Source organism: Pullulanibacillus pueri (assembly GCF_014639255.1).
Classification (GTDB): domain Bacteria; phylum Bacillota; class Bacilli; order Bacillales; family Sporolactobacillaceae; genus Pullulanibacillus; species Pullulanibacillus pueri.
On record NZ_BMFV01000002.1, the window covers coordinates 139,413 to 160,045 of the forward strand.

Here is a 20,633-nt window from a genome sequence, read left to right on the forward strand (position 1 = left end):
GCTAAAACAATGCTCGATTATTTTTTATTTCATTAAAGTTTCTGATTGATTTTGCATGTATTTTTTTAAGAAAAGTGGTATTCTATATTATGAAATAGAAGCGGATATTTTAATGAAAGCTTTAATAGCCCTTTGTGCACTTTTTCACTAATCTTTATCATCTTTTTAACAGAACTTATTTGTATTTATGTTATCAAACTCTCCCTTTAGTCCCTTGAAGCAACCCAAGCATAAAATAGGATTGGAGGAGGGTAAAGTAACAAAGAAACATATGGGTGCTATGACGGAGAATAGGAAAAGAAACGGATCATCCAGGGTTGAGCAAAGCGTGTTATAACTTAAGTTTCATTAAAAGTATCCTTTAGATTTTGACCTACATATTAGAGGTCGAGGAATAAGAATGACCCGCCAAACGGGAATCGTTTAAGAAAAGGAGAATCGGCATGTCAGAAATCGAAAACCAAAACGGAACTCCGGCTGCTAAAGCTGAACAGCTCGATGTACTTGAACAACTACTTAAGCCTGAAGTTCAAGAATCATTAACTTCTCTTGTCGAAAGTTTACCTAAATTAACAGAAATGGTGAATGTCATGACAAAGTCTTATGACTTCTTCCAATCTGTTGCAACCGATGAGGTTCTTATTAATGATTTCAGAGGTGGATTCAAAGAGTTCCTAAAGCCTATCGAAGGCAAAGCCAAAGAAGTTGCAGCAACGGCTATGGAAGCCAAAGAACTTGCAGAAAGAAACGAAGAAACCATCGGCCTTTTCGGCTTATTGCGTTTGCTTAAAGATCCCCAAGCACAAAAGCTCTTTCGTTTCGTACAAGCTTATCTAAAACTCACGTCTGAAAACGAAAAAAAGTAAAATAATTTTCAGGTTTCAATTCAAAAAATGGAAAAACAACGCTAACACTCTCTTAACAGCAATGTTTTCCTTATATTTTTGAAGAACTTCTTTAAGAACTATGGATGGAGGATGATTATGTCAAAACATATTGTTATTTTGGGCGCAGGTTATGGCGGCTTATTAAGTGCATTGACTGTCCGCAAATATTTAACAGTTGATGATGCTTATGTCACTGTTATCAATCGTGACTCTACTCACCAAATTATTACCGAACTGCACCGTCTTGCTGCAGGAAATGTTGCAGAAAAGGCTGTTGCTTTACCATTAGAAAAACTTCTTCGTGGTAAAGACATCGAATTAAAAATTGCAACTGTAAATGAAATTTCACCTGATAATAAAGAAGTTTCACTTTCAGATGGCTCTAAGATTACTTACGATGCTCTCGTTGTTGCACTTGGTAGTGAAACAGCTTTCTTCGGCATCCCAGGTCTTCAAGAGAACGGCTTCACATTAAAATCTGTTGATGAAGCGAAACACATTCGTGATTATGTTGAAGCACGTGTGCGTGACTATGCAACAAGTAAAGATAAAGCTGATGCAACCTTCGTTGTTGGTGGCGGTGGTTTGACAGGTATTGAATTAGTTGGTGAATTTGCTGATAGAATGCCTGAACTCACTAAAAAATACGGTGTCGATCCTAAAGACATTTCTCTTTATGTGGCAGAAGCTGCGCCAACGATTCTTCCAGGTTTCCCTGAAGAGCTTATCGAGCGTGCAACAACAAGTCTTGAAAAACGCGGCGTCACTTTTGTAACAGGTGTTCCTGTTTCCAAATACGAAGATAATGTTGTTGAATTAAAGGATGGTCGCAAAATCGAAACCAAAACAATGGTTTGGACAGGTGGCGTACAAGGAAATTCTGTTGTAGCCAATTCAGGTATTGAAGTCAACCGTGGCCGTGCAACGGTTAATGAATATCTACAGTCTACTTCTCATGAAAATATTTTCATTGCGGGTGATAGTGCTGTTGTGTTTGCTCCTGGAGCAGAACGTCCTTATCCACCAACGGCTCAGATCTCATGGCAAATGGGCGAGCAAATTGGTTATAACCTTTTTGCTTATCTTAAAAATGGTGCACTTGAGGCCTTCAACCCTGTATTCTCTGGTACACTTGGAAGCCTTGGACGTAAAGACGCGATTGCGACAATCGGTGGCAATAAAACACAGTTAAAAGGATTACCAGCCTCCTTGATGAAGGAAGCAAGTAACCTTCGTTACCTCGCACATATTAACGGTCTTTTTACTTTAGCTTATTAATTCAACACCAAGCACTGGACATTGCTCGTGCTAAAAAGTGTGGAGAACCTTTAAAGGGTGACCCACACTTTTTTTATTTAAGCGTAGTCATCTATAAGAATTGAGCACAAAACAGGGGACCTGAGAAATTCCCAGGTCCCCTGTTTTTCCTATTTACTTTACAAAATCTTAGCAAGAAAACTTTTGGTCCGTTCTTCTTGTGCATTGGAAAAGATGTCTTGTGGGCTACCTTCTTCAACGATCATCCCATCGTCCATGAAGATAACACGATCTCCGACTTCGCGGGCAAAGCCCATTTCATGGGTGACAACGACCATCGTCATCCCTTCACGTGCTAAGTCCTTCATGACCTGTAAAACCTCACCGACCATTTCTGGGTCTAAAGCTGATGTCGGTTCATCAAAGAGCATGACTTCAGGCTGCATAGCTAAAGCACGGGCAATCGCGACCCTTTGCTGCTGTCCACCTGATAGTTCATCCGGATAGCTATCTTCTTTTCCAGAGAGACCTACCTTTTTTAGTAATTCACGGGCCAGTGCATTACTCTCTTCCTTTGTTCGCTTCAGAACCTTACGTGGACCAATCGTAATATTTTCTAAAATCGTAAGGTGTTTAAAGAGATTAAATTGTTGAAACACCATGCCCACCTTTTGTTGTAGCATATGTAGCTTTGTTTTAGAATGAGTAAGTTCCATTCCGGCTATTTCGATATGACCACTTGTCGCAGTCTCTAGACCATTCAAGCAGCGTAAAAAAGTACTCTTACCACTTCCAGATGGCCCAATGACAACAACGACCTCTTTTTCATCAATATGGTTCGAAATCCCCTTTAAAACCTCAAGCTTACCAAATGACTTATAAAGATCTTTAACGTTTATCAACCTGGAACCTCCTCTCTAAATAAGAAGCGGTTTTTGAAACAGCAAAAATGATAATAAAATAAAGAATGGCACATACCCCGTAAAACTTAAATGAAGCAAACGTTGATGAAACCACAATTTCAGTTTTATAAAGTAATTCAACAACACCTACTGGCGCCAACAGTGATGTATCTTTAATCGTTTGTGCTGCCTGGTTGACCATGGGTGGTATCATGCGCTTAAAGGCTTGGGGTAATACGATATAACGCATCGTTTGAAATTTAGTCATTCCAATACTTGCGGCGGCTTCCTTTTGCCCACGATCAATACCAAGGATTCCTGCGCGAATGATTTCAGTTACATAAGCGCCTTCATTTAAGGCTAAAGTCAAAGCCGTTGCAATCACTGGATAGTTTCTCTGACCAAACCAATCGTTTACCGGTAAAATAGCCGGTAAACCAAGTACAATGAAGAACAATTGAACCAACAGCGGTGTTGAACGGAACAGTTCAACATAAACCGTTGCAATCCAACGAAAAAGAAAAAAATTAGATAATCGCATCAAAGCCGCAATTAACCCAATAATGACCATAAGTATAATAGCAATAATGGAAAATTCCACTGTATATTTAAGACCACTTAACAAAACGTCCATGTTATCCCAAATGATTTGCAGAACCTATCGCTCCCTTCTTAAGTTGCCTTTTAGTCACTTTTCCGCGAATGTAGAAAAAGGGATCAAAGAGGAAAACGATGTAGCATAGCTAAAGATGCTACATCGCCAAATTACAGAGAAGCGTCTTAATCCTCAACCGCGACATCCTCAGGTGACTTCTCATCACTGACAACCCCACTTGTATCGTCACCAAAATACTTTTTGAACAACTTATCATAAGTGCCATCTTCTTTAATCTTAGCTAAACCATCATTAATTTTATCGAGAAGCTCTGGTTTCTTTTTGCTGACAGCAATCCCATAATATTCACCTGTTAGCAACCCACCGACCACTTTCACGTCTTTATGTTCAGATGTAAAGCTTGCATTGACGGGATTATCAAATAAAACCGCATCTACCCCACCTGTCTCTAAGGTTTGGTAAGCTTCATCAATATTTTTGAATTGTTTAATGTCACTGTCCTTTATTCCGTGATCTTTCAAATAATCAACAGAAGACGTTGCTTTTTTCGTGGCGACAAGATGCCCTTTTAAATCATCGACACTTTTGATTTTAGAATCATTCTTAACAAGAATCGATAATCCTGATTTATAGTAGGCATTAGAGAAATCGACACTTTCCATCCGACTCGTTTTAATGGTGATACCTGCAACAGCAGCATCAATCGAATTGGTTGTCAAACTAGGAATAAGACCGTCAAAAGGCATGGTTTTCGTCTCAACCTCTAACCCTTCTTCTTTGGCAATGGCTTTAATCATATCAATATCAAAACCAGTCACCTCACCATTGGTTTCGGTTTCAAATGGTGGAAAAGTCGTGTCTGCTCCAACAAGGATTTTGGTGCTACTATCCCCACTACTGCTAGCTTTGTCAGAGCTGTCTTTCGCCGCAGTGTCCTTATCATTACTCGATCCACATCCGACGAGTAGTAAACTCAAGGCCACTAACATGATCATCGAAAGTAACATTTTTCGCTTCAAAAATGAATCCCCCTTTTTATATTCTTTTTGACCTCATATAAAAAAATAGATCTATAATAATCTATTTTTTACAAATAAACATATGAAGGTAATTATTAAGTCTATTTAAAATATACAAAAATATTGGAAGTTAGTCAACAACTTTGGTATAAAAAGCTAACTTCAAAAGAAAAGGTCTTTAAAGTTTATGAGTGAACTTCCAATAAAGAACCTTTTCTATTCACTAAATCTAATAAACTTCACACATCCTTTTATTTTTTATAGAGAGGTCATAAACGTTGACCTTATAGATCTTCCTTAATGCTATATTCTTATAAGAAAAACCTGGCGTAAAAGCATGCGCGGTCCTCATTCAGTTGGGTATTAAAAAGTTTTTTACCAAAATGCTTCTTCAGTATCAAGTGGATTAGAGCGGAAGGCGCGAGATTCGGAACATTTATACCGAGTGTGTTCCTCAGCGCGCTGACTCACGGATGCCTAAACTAGAGTCCTGCGGGAACGGGGCCAGCGTGACTTTACGAGTAAACGTCGAGTTGATCCGAGAAAGCTGGCGACGAAGCAATACGCGTCGACGCAGGGACAGGGGACTTTTAATCATAAATACTTTGGAACACACAGATTAACCATCCCAAAATGAGCTGAGGCCACTAAGGACGATCCGTTAAAATCGTCGCGTCATCAAGGAACTTCGGCTAAACCCGTCACGCCCGTGTGACACCACCGAAGCTAGCACCTCAACCACCCCAAAAAGTAAAGGGCACTTTTCGGGGACCCCGATTACCACCCCAAAAAGTAAAGGGCACTTTTCGGGGACCCCGATGGCGTCGCACACCGATCCTACCCACATCAAAAAATCGTAAGAACACGATTTTTCTGCGAGGACTAATCTCTTAGACGCTTTCCTCGTTGGCATGAGGAAAGCGAGCGTTCTGAAGCGGAAATCCACACCGTCCACCGTCCTAATGACTAAACTTTTTGCTTGCTTATTCCTCAAAAAAAAAAAAAACGGCAGCAAGTCCGCAAAAGGACTTTGACTGCCGTCCCCTCTCAGAAGCCTATGTATGGAAGCAGGCTCCTACAATTTTAAAACTCTATTTTATTATTCTGGTTTTGCTTCAATTTCAAGAGAAAGTTTCACGTCATCCCCAACGAGAACGCCGCCAGTTTCCAAAGTGGTATTCCAGGTTAATCCAAAGTCACTGCGACTTATTTTTCCTGTCGCGCTAAAGCCTGCCACTTGGTTCCCCCAAGGATCTTGCCCTTGACCTTCAAAAGTAACCGCAAAAGTGACGGGTTTCGTGACGCCATGAAGGGAAACGTCACCTGTAACATCATATTCATCATCAGAAGTCTTTACAATTTTGGTTGACTTGAAGGTAATTTTAGGATACTTTTCAACATCAAAGAAATCAGCAGATTTTAAATGATTATCTCGATCTTGATTACGTGTATCAATACTTTCTAAATCGATGTTAAATGTGATATCAGCGGTCGTAAGATCGGTTGGATCCGCTTCGATAGTTGCATCGAAATTATGGAAAGTTCCTTTGACCTTAGAGACCATCATATGTTTTACTGAAAAATCAACGCTTGAATGTGTTTCATCAATAACCCATTTTGTTTTCGCCATGTTTATTAGCCTCCACAACACTTTATTATTTTATGTCATCTTGTTACTTTTCGTAACTTAATATATAATGATAACAGAAGGATGTCAAGACATTTATTAAAAAGATTTTTATTTGCTCTTATAATGCCTTAAATTCTAAAAAAAGTGTTATAATGAATAGAGATGAGGTGATCATATGAAGCATTCTGAACTTTGTCCGCGTTTTGAAAAAGGCATGGGTCTACTAAGTAAACGTTGGACGGGTTTAATCATTAATCAGCTACTTTTAGGACCTCAGCGATTTTGTGAAATAGAATCGTCTCTCCCTATAAGCGGAAGACTGCTTTCAGAACGGCTGAAGGATTTAGAACGCGAGGGCATCGCAAATAGGGTTGTCTTTCCTGAAACGCCAGTCCGTGTAGAATATTCCTTAACTCAAAAAGGCCAGGCTTTACAGCCGGTAATTGAAAGTATCCAAGAATGGTCACATGATTGGATCGAATTAGAGGATGAAACTCAATCTCATACTGAATCTCTATAACATTCAGAGTATAGAAAAGGCTTACTGTTTACAGATGACAGTAAGCCTTTTTAAGCACCAAAATCGGAAAAAGGCGACTCATAAATTCAATTAATGAATGTCGAGTCGCCTTGTAGAAATCAATGGCTAAGTTTACAGAGACTCCCCATTAAAAGGGGCTTTATCAGTGTTCTCTTTATGATCACACTCTCTACTTCACAATAAGAACAGGACAAGTGGCATGTTGTGCGACATAATGGCTCACGCTACCTAAGAAAACTTCTTGTAGTTTGTTAAGTCCTCTATTTCCTAAAATAATTAAATCAAATTCTTTCTCTTTCGCATACCGAACAATTTCCTCACCAGGATCTCCTTCAAGAAGTAACGTTGTCACTTTATTGGGGAGGCTAATCGTTTTTTTCACTTCATCTAATTGATTCAGCACTTCATTTTTTATGGTCTCATTAAGTTCGGTATAATCGATATACACACTTTCTGGGAAAAAGCGGGGGTGAATCTCCTTCTTATTAACCGACAAGATCTCTAATTCAATGGCTTCATTCAAACGTGCAATAGTTTCCGCCTTTTTGAGCGCATGCTCACTCATTTCGGAACCATCATAAGCGACTAAGATTTTTGTTGCAAGTGGACTCATTGTCATGACTTCCTTTCAATGGACATTCACATTTTTTAAGATCTCACTTCGACCATTCTCCTCTTTCAGGGCGATATCACTCCATACGTGACATCCAAGGGTAGAGAGGGCCTTCTTGTTCTTCCATTTTTATTATAGAACTGGCATTTAAATTTCTTTGTGACTTATATCACATAGAGGATTAAATAAAGTGAAGATCTGACCAATATTTGAGATTTACTGCCCATCATGTAAAATAAGGAAAGACAGGTCTAGTGAATGAAAATCAGGGAGTTTGAACATATGACAGAGGAAAAGCAAAAGCTATCACAAAATGAACAAATTGCCCAGCTTGTTCTGGATAACGTTTTAGATGGGATTATTACGATCAATCATCACGGGATTATCCAATCCTTCAACCCTGCAGCGGAACACATTTTTGGATATAAGGCCTCTGAGGCGATTGGCCAAAACGTGAGTATCCTTATGCCCGAGCCGTATCACAGCCACCATAATCATTATATTGAGAATTATTTACGGACGGGTGAGGCTAAAATCATAGGCATTGGTCGCGAAGTTATGGGCCAGCGCCAGGATGGAAGTCTTTTCCCTATGGATCTCGCTGTGACACAATTTATTGTAAATGGAACCCCTCAATTTGTCGGTATAATCCAAGATATTACCCAGCGAAAAGAAACAGAGGCCGCCCTTAAGAATGCACTACAAAACAGCTTCCGAACCACTGTGAAAAATTTACAGAATATCGTTTTTAAATATGAAAAAAATGATAACAATCAATTCATCTTTACCTTATCAGAGGGAAAATTAGGCCAGGCACTGGGCCTTGTGACTGAGGAAGTCAAAGGGCTGCCTTTGGAGCGTGTTTTCCCAGAAAAACTAGCGGATAAACTGAAGGTCCATTTTCAAAAAGCTCTCGACGGTGAAAATGTTCAATATGAAATGGTCTATAAAAATAAAACAATCCACGTGTCACTGTCACCCATTATTGAGAATGGAAAAGTGAGTGAAGTGGCGGGTTCTGGTACAGATATCACATATTTAAAAAGAATAGAAAGAGAGCTTTCAACTGCCCGGGATCAAGCTCTCGAGGCTTCCGAACTTAAAAGTGAATTTCTTGCCAATATGAGTCATGAAATCCGAACACCAATGAACGGCATTATCGGAGTGACCGACCTCTTATTAGAAACACCACTGAGCGAGGAACAACAGGAGTTTGTTAACATCATTCACCACTCCTCGCAAGCTTTGCTCACCATTATTAATGATATCTTGGATTTTTCAAAAATGGAGGCTGGAAAGCTCAAGATTGAGTCGATTAGCTTTGACCTCCCGGCTATTGTAGAAGGTATTGCCGAAATATTGCTTTCTAAGGCTCACGCAAAAGGACTGACTTTGCTGACATATATTGACCCCAGCATCCCTAAACTCGTCTGTGGTGACGCCATACGTTTACGTCAAATTTTATTAAATTTAGTAGATAATGCCATCAAGTTCACCCCTGAAGGCCAAGTGGTGATCAAAGCACAGTTAAGGGCCACCCAAAAACACCGCATTCATGTTCACTTTACAGTCAGCGATACTGGGATAGGGATCACTGAAGAAGAAAAGGGACGGCTCTTTCATCCTTTTGTCCAAGCTGACGGATCAACGACTCGTAAATATGGGGGGACTGGACTCGGCCTGGCGATCTCTAAACGACTCGTGGAGTTAATGGGTGGAGAAATTGGACTTGATAGCATAAAAGGAAAAGGAACAACCTTTTGGTTCACCCTACCTTTAAAGCTGGATACTCAAACAAGTCCAGTGGATCTCCTAAACTTAGAAAAACAATATCAATCTTTACGGATACTTATTATCGATGACTCTCCAACAGAAGCAACCATCATAAAACAATATTTGGATTCATGGGGCATGACGAGTGAACATGTCGATAATGGCATCGACGCTCTCACATTATTAAAACAAGGGATCACTCATCATCAGCCTTATGACATTGCTATCGTTAATATTAAGGCATCAGGATTGGATAGTTTCTCATTTGCTCATATCGTACAAACAGATCCCTATTTATCTCGAACACGCTTAATTTATTTAAATAAGATTGACGAGAAGAATATTAAACAAGAAGCCTTAAATAATGGTTTTGCAGCGCTCATAAACCAACCCATTAAGCAATCGCAATTATTGGATTGTCTTGTCACATTAGTAAATGAAAAGTCTGTAAACCAGCCAGCCGAGTCGGTGCCGAACCCCGCCAAGGAGCATGAAGCGATAGTAGTGAATAAAGCTGAGATCCTACTTGTTGAGGATCATCCTGTTAACCAAAAGGTGGCTCAATTCCAACTCAAAAAACTTGGGTTTCATGTGGAAACAGCCTCAAATGGAAGAGAAGCTATTCAAAAGCTTGAAGAAAATCATTACGCGATGATCCTTATGGATATCCAAATGCCTGAAATGGATGGTATAGAAGCGACCCAGAAGATACGATCGATGGATCCAAGCATAGCAAAAACCCCTATTATCGCTATGACTGCAAACGCCTTACCTACTGATAAAGAGAAATACCTATTAGCAGGTATGGATGATTATATTAGCAAACCCGTGAAACTCGCGGAGCTTCATGGGGTATTAGAAAAATGGTTAAATCATTCTAAGGCGCGAATCCCTAAAAAGAATAGTGAGGCGACATCTGAAAGCACCGAGGATCAGGTTCCCCCTATTGATCTTGAGCAACTCAAAAACACATATGGTGAGGATCCTGAGATCTTAAAAGAATTTCTAAGTGTCTTTCTGGAATCCACCCCTGACTATTTGGACCAACTCGCTGACGCGATCAGAAACCAGGATGATTCAGCCATTAGAGACATTGCCCATGGCTTAAAAGGATCGGGAAGCGTGATAGAGGCTAAAAAGTTTACAATGCTTTGTGAACGCATTGAAAAAAAGACTATCGCCTTACAATTGGACTCTCTATCACATGATTATCAAGCGCTGTTACAAGCCTTTGATAACATTAAAAAATTTGTAGAGGAAATAAGCCTAAACAAATAAGCAGGCTAAAAAGCCTGCTTCAATCAAGAGCATCAGGGATTTCCCTGATACTCTTCTTATTCATAAGAATCCAATAATCCCCTTTTTAGTGCGAAGTTAACAATTTCATGGCGCTTCGTCAAACCTAACTTTTCCATAATATGCCGTTTATGCGTCTCCACTGTTTTCACACTAATAAACAATTGATCCGCTATTTCTTTGTTCGAAAAGCCTTTGGCAATAAGCACTAAAATTTCTCGTTCTCTTGCTGAAAGCTGCTCTAAAGATTCAAATCCATCCGTTTCATCAGAGGTTTGGATAAGACCTGTGACCAATTGCTTTGCCGCCGTTGGATATAAATACACCTGATCCTTGGCGACGGCCCGAACAGCAGAGATCAATTCTGTATCAAGTGCATTTTTTAAAATGTAACCTGAAGCCCCTATCTTTAAAACACGAAATAAGTACTCCGGCTCATCGTGCATCGTCAAGATAAGCACCTTGACTTCAGGACGCATTTTTTTAATCTCAAGAGTAGCCTCTAAACCGTCTTTTCCCCCGGGCATCGTTAGATCCATAATTACCACATCGGGTTGTAGTGCCATCGTTTTCGTAATGGCTTCGTCCCCGTCACCGGCTTCACCAATGACTTCAATTGCCGCTTCTTTTTTTAATAAAAGTTTAACGCCACTTCTCACAATCGCGTGGTCATCCACGACAATGATGCGTATGGTTTCATTCATATAGGAATTCGCTCCAATAATAACGATAAAAGTCCATCATTATTATAACACTACTACAACAAGGTGTTCAAAAGCATTCCTATATCAATCCCTTATTAAAGCCGGCAAATTCCTAAAGGACAGTCCTCACAATGGCAGATTTTCTTAAGTTCATTTAACTTTAAAATCGTAATGTGACCATTAGAATAATTAATCCAGCCCGCTTTATCAAATTGGATTAACATACGATTTACTGTTTCTCTAGTGGCTCCGATCATATTGGCAATCTCATAATTCGTAAACCGCTTAGAAATAAAGATGGTATCACCTTTGTGAACGCCATAAGTATTGGCGGCCCTGATGATTGTTGAAGCTAATGCCCCATTCTTTCCATAAAATAAAATATCCCGAAGCTTTAATTGCGTGTAGTGCTGCATTTGGCTCATCCAACTTGAGAATTCAACAGCAAAATTTCCGTCGAGCATCAAAAGTGTATTGATTTCACTTTGTTCAATATACGCAATTTTACAATCTGTTACCGCCATAGCACAGAAGTCAGCATGCTTTTTTTCATCCGCCCGATCAAATTCTCCAAATAAGTCTCCTGGATAGAAATATTGCATAATAAAGTCTTTACCGTCTTCACTGAGGCTCGAAAGCTTGACTGTACCTTCAAGAACATAATAGAGATAGTCACAACGATCCCCTTCGCAATAAATGATCTCCTTTTTTGCAAATGTTTTTGTCATACTATTTCTTTCCATTATATTTAAGCTTTTAAAGGCTAGAGTGTTAGACTCCACTGAAAGCTTCCCTTCAAGTTCCATCGTTTGTACCATTGCAACATCCATCCTTCCGTTCGATTGCTTAACTTCATGATAAAGGATGCATGCATCTTTGAATATCGGGGGAATCCCTTATTTTCTCAGAATCCTCTTCAAAATGTTTATTCTATTTGTATTTTTAACTTCCTATTATATTGACAATAGAATAGGAAGAAAGAAGTGATCGATATCACGCCCTCATTTTTTTCCCAATGGGACTTTGGACATTCTCTTTGATAAAGAGGAAGCTTTCATTTATGAGCAAAAGTAAAACAATCCAAGGGAGAACCTTTAAAATAAAAAATTGGACATGAGTGAATACGATCAAGTCAGGTAACTTCAATTTACTCGTAAATGCATAGAACATACCAAAGGTAAAGATTCGAGACCATTGGGAGACATGGTATTTCCCTATTGCTTTTGAAACACCCAATCTCTTAAAACGTAAAACCACTCTCGAAATCTCTAACCCTTCTACAAGACTAAACCAGAACAAGACCCATCCCCACATAAATAAGATAAGGTTAGACGGAATCGCTCCAGTTGTCACAGCTGCCAGTCCAGTAATAGATATGGCTCCATGAATGATACAGTTTGTTGCTGACCAATCTTTCAATAATTCCCATTGGTGAAGATAAAGATAATGACTGAACAATAAAAACAGACTCATCACATAGAATAATATCCCTAAACCAATGAGCGTTGTTTTTACCCATAAAGGCAAAAAATGTCCACCTGATGCATCATAAAAGAGAATGACTATGGATTGTGTACTAACCGTCGGAAGAAGAATGGTACCATTTACACTTTTCTTTAATTGAGTACTAAACCAATACCCATAAGATCTCGTTACATGGAAAATATAGTAGATCCAAAGCAATGCATTGAATCCAACCAAGCCCCACTTCAATACATACCAATCAGAGAAATCACGAGCAATAAGATTTCCGAGTATTGAGGTCCCTGCTATCCAGGTACCTATCGCAAAGATATTTAATGAGTGCTGTTCGACATGTCTCTTTTTAAAGGTATGATCCATGAGGGTCTTGGCAATCGACAGCGCGATGAAAAGCCAAACCACTAATAATTCTAACGTTAACACTCCCCGATGCTTAAAGAGCCAATGGAAAGCATGAAGAGCGGCAAACAAAAAAATTCCAAAAGCCATCACAATTGCCCCCGATGCTGTTGGAACCGCCTCTTTTTTTATAAATACCAGCCAAACTCCCATGCTAATAATCAGTAAAACGAGTAACCATAAAACATTTACCATCGCAGCACCTTCTTCATAACGCGTAAGCTCATCCTTCAAAAGAGAAAGGATAAAAAAATAAGCCTTGGAACCAAGGTTTTAGTTGTACGAATCTCGTACTCAAAACAATTGTATCATATAAAGACATCTAATTAAGAGGGAGATCTAAAGACCCTCGTTTAGATTCCCTCCTAAATTTCGCACATTTTAAGAAACCAACGTGTTTCATGGAGCACTAAAGCACTTGATCCTCTAGCGGTACCCCTCAACAGATATTCTATTTCAGGAAATTAACCTTTATTATAAATTTCTTCATGAGCACTAAAGTGAGATGAGATCCTTTTTAAAACATCCTCTGGTACAGATTCTTGAATGAGCGGAAAAATGACACGCTCCTCTGTCCGAATATGCTTTTTTAACAGTGTGCCCACCGCATGCATCAACGGGATATCCTCTTGTCCTTCATGATTGATCAACTGGGAAAACATCGCGCGTAATTGTACATGTTCAAGAAGGATCTGACTCATTTCCGGTAGCTCCTCTATCCGGGAGTAACGAGAAAAGGTCGGATAGAGGACCTCTTCTTCTTCACGAAAATGCGCGGCTCCACCATTTTCCCAAAACCGCTGAGTATCTTGCTTAATTTCTTCTAGTGTCCAGCGTCCTTTTTCTTTGCTCGCATTTTGCAGCTTTAATGCGATTACCAGTCCATGATAATGGTGATGTGATAAGGGTATAAGTGCCTCATGCCTTCTTTTCATTCTAAATCCCCTTTCTCTGACCGATAGGATCAAATGATCAGACAAATGCCATCCACAATATTAGCTTACCCTATAGTCCTTTAGTGAATGGCTTTAATCATTTTCTTATCTTTTATGTCCATAAAAACACAATGCATCACTCTGCACCTTTCGAATTTCCCACTATATAGGAAGCAAGTTGGAGAACCTCTCTCCTCTTATTGTTCTTTATCCTTGCAGCGTTGGGCATCTTCCGACCGCTTTTCAACACAACAACAGGCTTCTAATCGATAAAGCCTTTCTTCTATTTTATTGAGTTTATCTAGAAGAGGAGTCATCGCTTGTTCAAGCACCATTTGTAATCTTTCTTGACGTTCATCTTGCATGTCAATCTCCCCCTGATATCTTATTTAATTCATTTTCAGTGTAATCCCATTTATTCTTTGGCACTGTGAACTTCATCACTTTTCTCTAAAAAAAATTGAATGAAATGTGAACAGCTTCGGCACGAAAATATGAACGCTCTGTGAACTTACGCCTAACTGTGATTTTCGTCACACGTTTCTTTTGTTGAACTTCTTACAATGGTGTTGGAAATGAAACGGTCGCTCATGTTCAAGGGCTATCGATAAAAAAGTAAATAGAAAGAAAGGGGCGTCAGTGATGAAATCATTGTGGCGTAAAGGATTTTTCATCCTTATTATCGGCCTGCTTTTCTTAACAGGCTGTAGCGATAAGTATCCCGTTTTAAATCCAGTTGGACCAGCAGGGGAAAGAGAAAAAAATCTCATCGTTTTATCCGCTGTCCTCATGGGTATTGTCGTAGCTGTGGTTATAGCACTCTTAGCATTTATTGTCTATCGTTATCGCGACAAGCCAAATAACAAAGCGGCTTATAAACCCAATTGGGATGATAGTAAAATTTTAGAGGTTGTTTGGTGGGCCATTCCCATCATCATTATCGGTGTCTTAAGCTTCTATACCGTTAGAGATACTTTTGCTCTAACTAAACCACCGAAAAACAGTGGTGAGCCGATTACCATTGAAGTCACTTCATTAGATTGGAAATGGATGTTCTTCTATCCAGATCAAGATGTGGCTACAGTCAATTACATTGATGTCCCCGCCGGGCGTCCCATTCAATTTGTTTTAACCTCTGATGCACCGATTAACTCATTTTGGATACCAGCTTTAGGCGGGCAAGAGTATACGATGCCAGGTATGGCGATGCGCTTATGGCTACAAGCCAATGAAGTCGGCACCTACACAGGTAAAGGCGCAAACTTCTCAGGAAAACACTTTGAGGACATGACATTTGATGTCAACGTTGTAAAAGAAACGGACTTTAATAAGTGGGTAGACAAGGTGAAAGATACTTCACATGCACTCACGAAACAGGAATATCAAAAACTAGCAAAACCAGGCGTTATTGGTGAAAAGTCCTTTTCTTCATATCCAAAGAGCATTTTCATGGATACTGTGAATAAAAACGGTGGTCTTTATATGAATAATGACTGGATGATGAAAGACATGAATAAATCAGATGAAATGGAAGGAAAGTAGGTGTTTCTATGTTTGATCGTATAAAATCGTTTGCTTCAGATTTCTTTGTGACTGGCGAACCTATGATTTATGCCTCTGATGTCGCGATTGTCCTTGTGCTTGCTGCCATTATATTCACGCTTACCTTTTTAAAGAAATGGAAATGGCTCTGGCGCGAGTGGATCACTACAGTTGATCATAAAAAAATTGGGATCATGTATCTCGTTTCTGCCTTACTCATGATGTTTAGGGGCGGTGTTGATGCACTATTAATGAGAACTCAACTCGCTTTACCGGATCAAAACCTATTAGATCCCGAACACTATAATCAAATTTTCACGACGCACGGGACCATCATGATTCTTTTCATGGCGATGCCATTCTTATTTGCCATGTTTAACATCGCTGTTCCCCTTCAACTTGGCGCACGTGATGTGGCTTTTCCGTTTTTAAACGCTGTGAGCTTTTGGCTATTCTTCTTCGGCGCGCTATTATTCAACCTTTCCTTTGTCATCGGAGGATCACCTGATGCGGGTTGGACCAGTTACGCACCGCTTACAGAACTCGGTTTCGATAAGGGTCCTGGAGAAAACTTCTATCTCTTAGGTGTGCAAATATCAGGGATTGGCAGTATGGCAACAGGCATCAACTTCTTGGTCACCATTTTAAAAATGCGTGCACCCGGTATGAAAATGATGCGTTTACCACTCTTTTGTTGGTCTGTTGTCGCTTCCTGTGTCGTTATTATTTTTGCTTTTCCCGCTTTAACAGTGGCCTTGGCTCTTCTGATGATTGATAGAATTGCTGGCGCACACTTCTTTACCATGCTGCACGGGGGTAATCCGATGATGTTTCTCAACCTCTTCTGGGTATGGGGACATCCTGAAGTTTATATTGTAGTGCTACCCGCCTACGGGATTTATTCTGAGATCGTCAGTACCTTCTCTAAAAAGAAAATTTTCGGTTATAAAACCATGGTTATCTCACTCATGATTATTAGTGTGGTCAGTTACTTTGTTTGGGCTCACCACTACTTCACAATGGGTGCAAGTGCAGGGGTTAATAGCTTCTTCGCTGTGGCTTCCATGCTTATTGGTATCCCAACCGGCGTTAAAATTTTCAACTGGCTGTTTACGATGTTTCGAGGCCGGATCAGCATGAAGCTACCGATGCTTTGGACCTTAGCCTTCATTCCATGTTTTGCAATGGGTGGAGCAACGGGGATTATGCTAGCCATGGCGCCTGCTGATTATCAATATCACAATAGTTATTTCTTGATTGCTCACTTCCACCAAGTGCTCATCGGTGGCGTAGCCTTTGGATTACTTGCTGGTATGTATTATTGGTGGCCAAAAATGTTTGGTTTCAGACTTAACGAGGCCCTTGGTAAATGGGGATTCTGGTTCTTTAACATTGGCTTCTATGTCTGCTTTATGCCTCAGTATCTACTCGGTTTCATGGGGATGACGCGACGCGTATCCACTTACTCTGCAGATACAGGCTGGACAGATTTCAATTTTATTTCAAGTATCGGGGCCTATCTCATGGGTATCGGATTCTTATTCATCGTCGTTCAGGTTCTCTACAGCATTAAATACGGTGAACGCGATCTTACAGGTGATCCATGGAATGGCCGTACACTTGAATGGGCAATTCCATCTCCAGCTCCACACTACAACTTTGCACACATTCCTGAAGTGAAGGAAGTGGATGCGTGGTGGGGAATGAAGGAACGCGGAGAATCTCTTGTTCAATTAAATCGCAAGAAGAAATTCACGCCGATTCATATGCCTAAGAACTCTGGCATTCCGTTTATTATGGCTGTATTCTTCTTTATCAGTGGTTTCGGTTTTGTCTTTGGTTGGTATTGGATCGCTGCTCTTGGATTACTTGGCGTTGCCATTTGCATGATTGCGCGTTCTAACAACCGTAACACTGATTATCATATTCCAGCAGAAGAAGTTGAAGAGACTGAAGCTGCCTATGGGAGGGTGTAATCATGGCGCTTTCTAATAATGAAGCAAAGCAAAGATCGTCAAAGCATGATACAAGTAGGTTGCTAGAATATCAGCGCCACGATGGACCGTTAAATATCCTCGGCTTCTGGATTTTCCTAGCGACTGACCTTATCCTGTTCGCTTGTTTATTTGCAACATACCTCGTCATCCGCACTCATGTGGATGGCGGGCCTACAGATAAAGATTTGTTTGAAATACCTGGCTTTACCATTGAAACACTCTTACTCTTAACCAGTAGCTTTACAGGTAGCCTTGCCGTCTATGAAATGCGTAACTTTAATAAAAAACGACTCATTGGTTGGTTAATTGTGACTGTTTTATTAGGGATTGGCTTTGTTGGCTTTGAAATTAGTGAGTTTGTTCAATACGTTGGAGATGGCGCGACCATGCAGCGCAGTGCATTTTTATCCGCCTTCTTCACCTTAGTCGGTACCCACGGAGCTCACGTGAGTCTCGGTATTATCTGGATGATTTCCATCATCCGCCAAGTTGTAAAATTTGGAATCGAGCCTATTAATGCACGTAAAGTGTTTATCGTTGGCCTTTATTGGCACTTCTTAGACATTGTTTGGATCTTTATCTTCTCAGTAGTCTATATGACAGGGGTGGTATCATGAGTCAAAGTCATGTAAAAGCAAATGAAAAACATCCATTGTTTCCGATAAAAAATGTGATTGGCTTCGTTCTCTCTCTTATCCTAACTTTTGTAGCACTAGGCTTGGGAGCAGCACACATCTTACCCTTTGGACCGATCATGCTCATCATCATGGGGCTTGCCGTCTTACAAATTGCCGTTCAGCTCTTCTTCTTCATGCACTTTATGGAGTCAGACGGACCGGCCTACCATGTCATCGGTTTAACCATTGGGATTATCAATGCCGTAGCCGTCATCGGCGGAACTATTTGGGTCATGACCTTTAATTCACAGGTGCATTAGAAAATCGCTTATTAAAATCAACATCTATGAGGTGAATGCAGATCGCTTGTATTCACCTCTATTTTTAAAAAGGAGATGTTTTTATGGCCATTACAAACACGAAAACGACAGTATTGTCTAAAACCTCCATTAAGGAGTTTATTAAAAACTATACGATTTTAACAAAGCCGCGCATTAATGCATTACTCTTATTCACAGCTTATGTTGCTGCCATTGTGGCAACAGATGGTTTTCCTGATCCAAAAACGACTTTAGTTCTCATTTTCGGACTTGGACTATCAGCTGCCGGCGCTGCTGTCATTAATATGTGGTATGACCAAGATATTGACGCCATCATGGGTCGCACTCAAGAGCGCCCTCTGCCACAAGGGAACGTCGCGTCTACACATGCGCTTGTTTTTGGTTTACTACTCCAAGCACTCTCTCTCATCATCTTTCTCACTTTAGCCAATCCTATAAGCGCCCTGTTATCCTTTGGTGGCTTTATATATTACGCGGTGATTTATACGATGTGGCTTAAAAGAAGAACCCCACAGAATATCGTCATTGGTGGTGGTGCTGGCGCTATTCCTCCACTTGTGGGCTGGGCCGTTGTTACAGGCAGTGTGAGTTTATCCGCTGTTTTAATGTTTCTGATTATCTTTTTCTGGACCCCCTCTCATTTCTGGGCACTCGCTCTCTATAAAAATGAGGATTATAGACGCGCTAAGGTTCCGATGATGCCTGTTGTAAAAGGCGCAAGAATCACGAAGGTGCAATGCCTGATTTATGCGATAATCTTAGCCGGTGTCTCTATGAGCCTTGCTTTTCTTAATACCTTAGGAAGCTTATACTTTAGCGTCACACTGCTCTTAAACCTGTGGTATATAGGCATCCACATTAAGCTCTTCTTTGAAGCTGATAACCAAATGAAGTGGGCAAAAAAGACCTTTATGGCCTCACTGATTTATCTTCCTGTTTTATTTACTCTCATGGTCGTCTGCGTGCTTATTTAATCGCTCAGCTTTAGTTTAAATAAGGAGATGTTAGAAGTGATTCAAAAACGTCGATCTATCGTGTGGCTAGGCCTTTGTGCCTCTATCGGACTGTTCATTGTCAATACTATGGGATTTATTGATACGTATACGGGCTCTATTCTGGGCTGTGGCCAGCACTGGCCATTATGTAACGGAGAAGTTGTTCCGGGAAAATGGAATGCAGCCACCATTATCGAGTATGTGCATCGTCTCATTTCATTTACAGCAATCATGCTGCTCTTTGTCTTCACAGCACTCGCTGGCTGGCGGCATTATGCCTCTCGAAAGGTGAGAGCCTTGATTAGTTTCTCGATTATTGCCGTCATTATGGAAGCAGGATTAGGCGCTATTAGTGTTTTATTTTCAAGCCCTCCTTGGGTCTTAGCATTTCATATGGGCATTGCCTTTACCTCTTTTAGCGCTTGTATTATGCTCACACTTGCTGTCAAACGGATCGAAAATAAGAAAAGACGGCAAATGTTAAATTTACCAGTGGCTGCTTACAGTGTTAAGAGCTTTTTCGTAAAATCCTGTCTGACCTTTCTCACCGTCTTCTTGGCTATTTATTATGGGGCCTTTGTCACACATTCGGGATATGGAGCAAGCTTCTTTGGCTGGCCTTTTCCTCAAGAGACAGGAACCGGATGGGGTTTTTGGATTGATGCCGTTCACCGACTCGTCGCTCTGCTCCTTCTTATTCTGGATATTTATCTCGTTAAGCATGCTTATCAACTTCGTAAAATTAAACGTGATCTCTTTATCGGTAGTTTGTTCACCTTAGGTTTTACCGTGTTACAAATGTTTAGTGGCGCCTATATGATTCTCTCGCATATGAGTCTCCTTTCCTTTATGATTCATGTGTCCTTTGCCTCATTCCTATTTGCCTCTGCCGCCTTTGTGATGCTACAAGCCTATTCTGTCTTTTATGTCACAAAAAAAGATAAACCCATAAAACCATTTCAAATGAAAGTGACAAGACTCTAAGATCATAAAAAGCATCCATTGATACATGATGGATATGGATTTAGATTGCGACGTAACTGCAAAAAGAGTAATGACGGTTAACAGTATGGATTTCCGCTCCAGG

The 20,633-nt window shown here is 40.3% G+C and carries 20 protein-coding genes; 10 read left to right on the forward strand and 10 right to left on the reverse strand.

The features are described 5' to 3' along the window. Positions 1 to 443 precede the first annotated feature (443 nt). Positions 444 to 866: a DUF1641 domain-containing protein gene (locus tag IEV91_RS02485; RefSeq protein WP_188495741.1), complete on the forward strand. Its 423-nt coding sequence runs from the start codon at positions 444 to 446 to the stop codon at positions 864 to 866. A 117-nt stretch (positions 867 to 983) separates the two neighbouring features. Further along, positions 984 to 2,165 carry an NAD(P)/FAD-dependent oxidoreductase gene (locus tag IEV91_RS02490; protein WP_188495743.1) on the forward strand — a complete coding sequence of 394 codons (1,182 nt, stop codon included), beginning with the start codon at positions 984 to 986 and terminating at the stop codon, positions 2,163 to 2,165. Between the two features lie 158 nt (positions 2,166 to 2,323). Here IEV91_RS02490 and IEV91_RS02495 read toward each other — a convergent pair whose 3' ends face one another. The 4 genes from IEV91_RS02495 to IEV91_RS02510 form a co-directional block, all read right to left on the reverse strand. Beyond that, positions 2,324 to 3,046 carry an amino acid ABC transporter ATP-binding protein gene (locus IEV91_RS02495; protein WP_188495745.1) on the reverse strand — a complete coding sequence of 241 codons (723 nt, stop codon included), beginning with the start codon at positions 3,044 to 3,046 and terminating at the stop codon, positions 2,324 to 2,326. Beyond that, the gene (locus IEV91_RS02500) at positions 3,033 to 3,680 is read right to left on the reverse strand and encodes an amino acid ABC transporter permease (protein ID WP_204871244.1); all 648 of its coding nucleotides are present in this window, start codon (positions 3,678 to 3,680) and stop codon (positions 3,033 to 3,035) included. The genes IEV91_RS02495 and IEV91_RS02500 overlap by 14 nt, the downstream gene beginning before the upstream one ends. 146 nt (positions 3,681 to 3,826) lie before the next feature. Then, on the reverse strand, positions 3,827 to 4,681 hold the full coding sequence (locus IEV91_RS02505) for a basic amino acid ABC transporter substrate-binding protein (RefSeq protein ID WP_204871242.1): 855 nt from the start codon (positions 4,679 to 4,681) through the stop codon (positions 3,827 to 3,829). 1,099 nt (positions 4,682 to 5,780) lie between these two features. After that, positions 5,781 to 6,311 (reverse strand): YceI family protein, encoded by a 531-nt coding sequence (locus IEV91_RS02510; protein ID WP_188495747.1) that lies wholly within the window; start codon positions 6,309 to 6,311, stop codon positions 5,781 to 5,783. 175 nt (positions 6,312 to 6,486) lie between these two features. Here IEV91_RS02510 and IEV91_RS02515 point away from each other — a divergent pair, with 175 nt between their 5' ends. Then, positions 6,487 to 6,831, forward strand: a complete 345-nt coding sequence (locus IEV91_RS02515) for a winged helix-turn-helix transcriptional regulator (RefSeq protein ID WP_188495749.1) — start codon at positions 6,487 to 6,489, stop codon at positions 6,829 to 6,831. 190 nt (positions 6,832 to 7,021) lie between these two features. On the opposite strand, the gene IEV91_RS02520 is transcribed toward IEV91_RS02515, so the two are convergent. Beyond that, positions 7,022 to 7,465, reverse strand: a complete 444-nt coding sequence (locus IEV91_RS02520; RefSeq protein WP_188495751.1) for a universal stress protein — start codon at positions 7,463 to 7,465, stop codon at positions 7,022 to 7,024. A 282-nt stretch (positions 7,466 to 7,747) separates the two neighbouring features. Here IEV91_RS02520 and IEV91_RS02525 point away from each other — a divergent pair, with 282 nt between their 5' ends. Then, entirely contained in the window at positions 7,748 to 10,516 is a 2,769-nt protein-coding gene (locus tag IEV91_RS02525; RefSeq protein ID WP_188495752.1) for a response regulator, read from the forward strand. Between the two features lie 56 nt (positions 10,517 to 10,572). Here the strand turns inward: IEV91_RS02525 and IEV91_RS02530 are convergent, their stop codons facing one another. From IEV91_RS02530 to IEV91_RS02550, 5 genes are all read right to left on the reverse strand, one after another. Then, on the reverse strand, positions 10,573 to 11,238 hold the full coding sequence (locus IEV91_RS02530) for a response regulator (protein ID WP_188495755.1): 666 nt from the start codon (positions 11,236 to 11,238) through the stop codon (positions 10,573 to 10,575). A 95-nt stretch (positions 11,239 to 11,333) separates the two neighbouring features. Further along, on the reverse strand, positions 11,334 to 12,056 hold the full coding sequence (locus tag IEV91_RS02535) for a Crp/Fnr family transcriptional regulator (protein ID WP_188495757.1): 723 nt from the start codon (positions 12,054 to 12,056) through the stop codon (positions 11,334 to 11,336). 175 nt (positions 12,057 to 12,231) lie between these two features. Beyond that, positions 12,232 to 13,314, reverse strand: a complete 1,083-nt coding sequence (locus tag IEV91_RS02540) for a TDT family transporter (RefSeq protein ID WP_188495759.1) — start codon at positions 13,312 to 13,314, stop codon at positions 12,232 to 12,234. 269 nt (positions 13,315 to 13,583) lie between these two features. Further along, a complete protein-coding gene (locus IEV91_RS02545) occupies positions 13,584 to 14,054 on the reverse strand; it encodes a hemerythrin domain-containing protein (RefSeq protein WP_188495761.1) in 471 nt (156 codons plus the stop codon). Between the two features lie 197 nt (positions 14,055 to 14,251). Further along, positions 14,252 to 14,419, reverse strand: a complete 168-nt coding sequence (locus IEV91_RS02550) for a hypothetical protein (protein ID WP_188495763.1) — start codon at positions 14,417 to 14,419, stop codon at positions 14,252 to 14,254. Positions 14,420 to 14,696: 277 nt separating this feature from the next. Here IEV91_RS02550 and qoxA point away from each other — a divergent pair, with 277 nt between their 5' ends. The 6 genes from qoxA (at position 14,697) to IEV91_RS02580 (ending at position 20,530) form a co-directional block, all read left to right on the forward strand. Beyond that, positions 14,697 to 15,596 (forward strand): cytochrome aa3 quinol oxidase subunit II, encoded by a 900-nt coding sequence (qoxA, locus tag IEV91_RS02555; RefSeq protein WP_188495765.1) that lies wholly within the window; start codon positions 14,697 to 14,699, stop codon positions 15,594 to 15,596. A gap of 8 nt (positions 15,597 to 15,604) precedes the next feature. Beyond that, complete coding sequence (locus IEV91_RS02560) at positions 15,605 to 17,572, forward strand: cbb3-type cytochrome c oxidase subunit I (protein WP_188495767.1); 1,968 nt, start codon at positions 15,605 to 15,607, stop codon at positions 17,570 to 17,572. 2 nt (positions 17,573 to 17,574) lie between these two features. Next, positions 17,575 to 18,210: a cytochrome aa3 quinol oxidase subunit III gene (qoxC, locus tag IEV91_RS02565; RefSeq protein WP_188495769.1), complete on the forward strand. Its 636-nt coding sequence runs from the start codon at positions 17,575 to 17,577 to the stop codon at positions 18,208 to 18,210. Next, positions 18,207 to 18,530 (forward strand): cytochrome o ubiquinol oxidase subunit IV, encoded by a 324-nt coding sequence (locus IEV91_RS02570; protein WP_188495771.1) that lies wholly within the window; start codon positions 18,207 to 18,209, stop codon positions 18,528 to 18,530. The genes qoxC and IEV91_RS02570 overlap by 4 nt, the downstream gene beginning before the upstream one ends. Before the next feature lie 83 nt (positions 18,531 to 18,613). Then, entirely contained in the window at positions 18,614 to 19,525 is a 912-nt protein-coding gene (locus tag IEV91_RS02575; protein ID WP_188495773.1) for a heme o synthase, read from the forward strand. A gap of 36 nt (positions 19,526 to 19,561) precedes the next feature. Continuing rightward, a complete protein-coding gene (locus IEV91_RS02580) occupies positions 19,562 to 20,530 on the forward strand; it encodes a COX15/CtaA family protein (protein ID WP_188495775.1) in 969 nt (322 codons plus the stop codon). Positions 20,531 to 20,633: the final 103 nt, after the last annotated feature.

What these genes read in the sequence shown, in the direction of transcription:
- IEV91_RS02485 (WP_188495741.1), top strand. Translation starts at nt 444, where the DNA reads ATGTCAGAAATCGAAAACCAAAACGGAACTCCGGCTGCTAAAGCTGAA.
- IEV91_RS02490 (WP_188495743.1), top strand. Translation starts at nt 984, where the DNA reads ATGTCAAAACATATTGTTATTTTGGGCGCAGGTTATGGCGGCTTATTA.
- IEV91_RS02500 (WP_204871244.1), bottom strand. Translation starts at nt 3,680, where the DNA reads ATGGACGTTTTGTTAAGTGGTCTTAAATATACAGTGGAATTTTCCATT.
- IEV91_RS02510 (WP_188495747.1), bottom strand. Translation starts at nt 6,311, where the DNA reads ATGGCGAAAACAAAATGGGTTATTGATGAAACACATTCAAGCGTTGAT.
- IEV91_RS02515 (WP_188495749.1), top strand. Translation starts at nt 6,487, where the DNA reads ATGAAGCATTCTGAACTTTGTCCGCGTTTTGAAAAAGGCATGGGTCTA.
- IEV91_RS02520 (WP_188495751.1), bottom strand. Translation starts at nt 7,465, where the DNA reads ATGAGTCCACTTGCAACAAAAATCTTAGTCGCTTATGATGGTTCCGAA.
- IEV91_RS02525 (WP_188495752.1), top strand. Translation starts at nt 7,748, where the DNA reads ATGACAGAGGAAAAGCAAAAGCTATCACAAAATGAACAAATTGCCCAG.
- IEV91_RS02530 (WP_188495755.1), bottom strand. Translation starts at nt 11,238, where the DNA reads ATGAATGAAACCATACGCATCATTGTCGTGGATGACCACGCGATTGTG.
- IEV91_RS02535 (WP_188495757.1), bottom strand. Translation starts at nt 12,056, where the DNA reads ATGGTACAAACGATGGAACTTGAAGGGAAGCTTTCAGTGGAGTCTAAC.
- IEV91_RS02540 (WP_188495759.1), bottom strand. Translation starts at nt 13,314, where the DNA reads ATGGTAAATGTTTTATGGTTACTCGTTTTACTGATTATTAGCATGGGA.
- IEV91_RS02545 (WP_188495761.1), bottom strand. Translation starts at nt 14,054, where the DNA reads ATGAAAAGAAGGCATGAGGCACTTATACCCTTATCACATCACCATTAT.
- IEV91_RS02550 (WP_188495763.1), bottom strand. Translation starts at nt 14,419, where the DNA reads ATGCAAGATGAACGTCAAGAAAGATTACAAATGGTGCTTGAACAAGCG.
- qoxA (WP_188495765.1), top strand. Translation starts at nt 14,697, where the DNA reads ATGAAATCATTGTGGCGTAAAGGATTTTTCATCCTTATTATCGGCCTG.
- IEV91_RS02560 (WP_188495767.1), top strand. Translation starts at nt 15,605, where the DNA reads ATGTTTGATCGTATAAAATCGTTTGCTTCAGATTTCTTTGTGACTGGC.
- qoxC (WP_188495769.1), top strand. Translation starts at nt 17,575, where the DNA reads ATGGCGCTTTCTAATAATGAAGCAAAGCAAAGATCGTCAAAGCATGAT.
- IEV91_RS02570 (WP_188495771.1), top strand. Translation starts at nt 18,207, where the DNA reads ATGAGTCAAAGTCATGTAAAAGCAAATGAAAAACATCCATTGTTTCCG.
- IEV91_RS02575 (WP_188495773.1), top strand. Translation starts at nt 18,614, where the DNA reads ATGGCCATTACAAACACGAAAACGACAGTATTGTCTAAAACCTCCATT.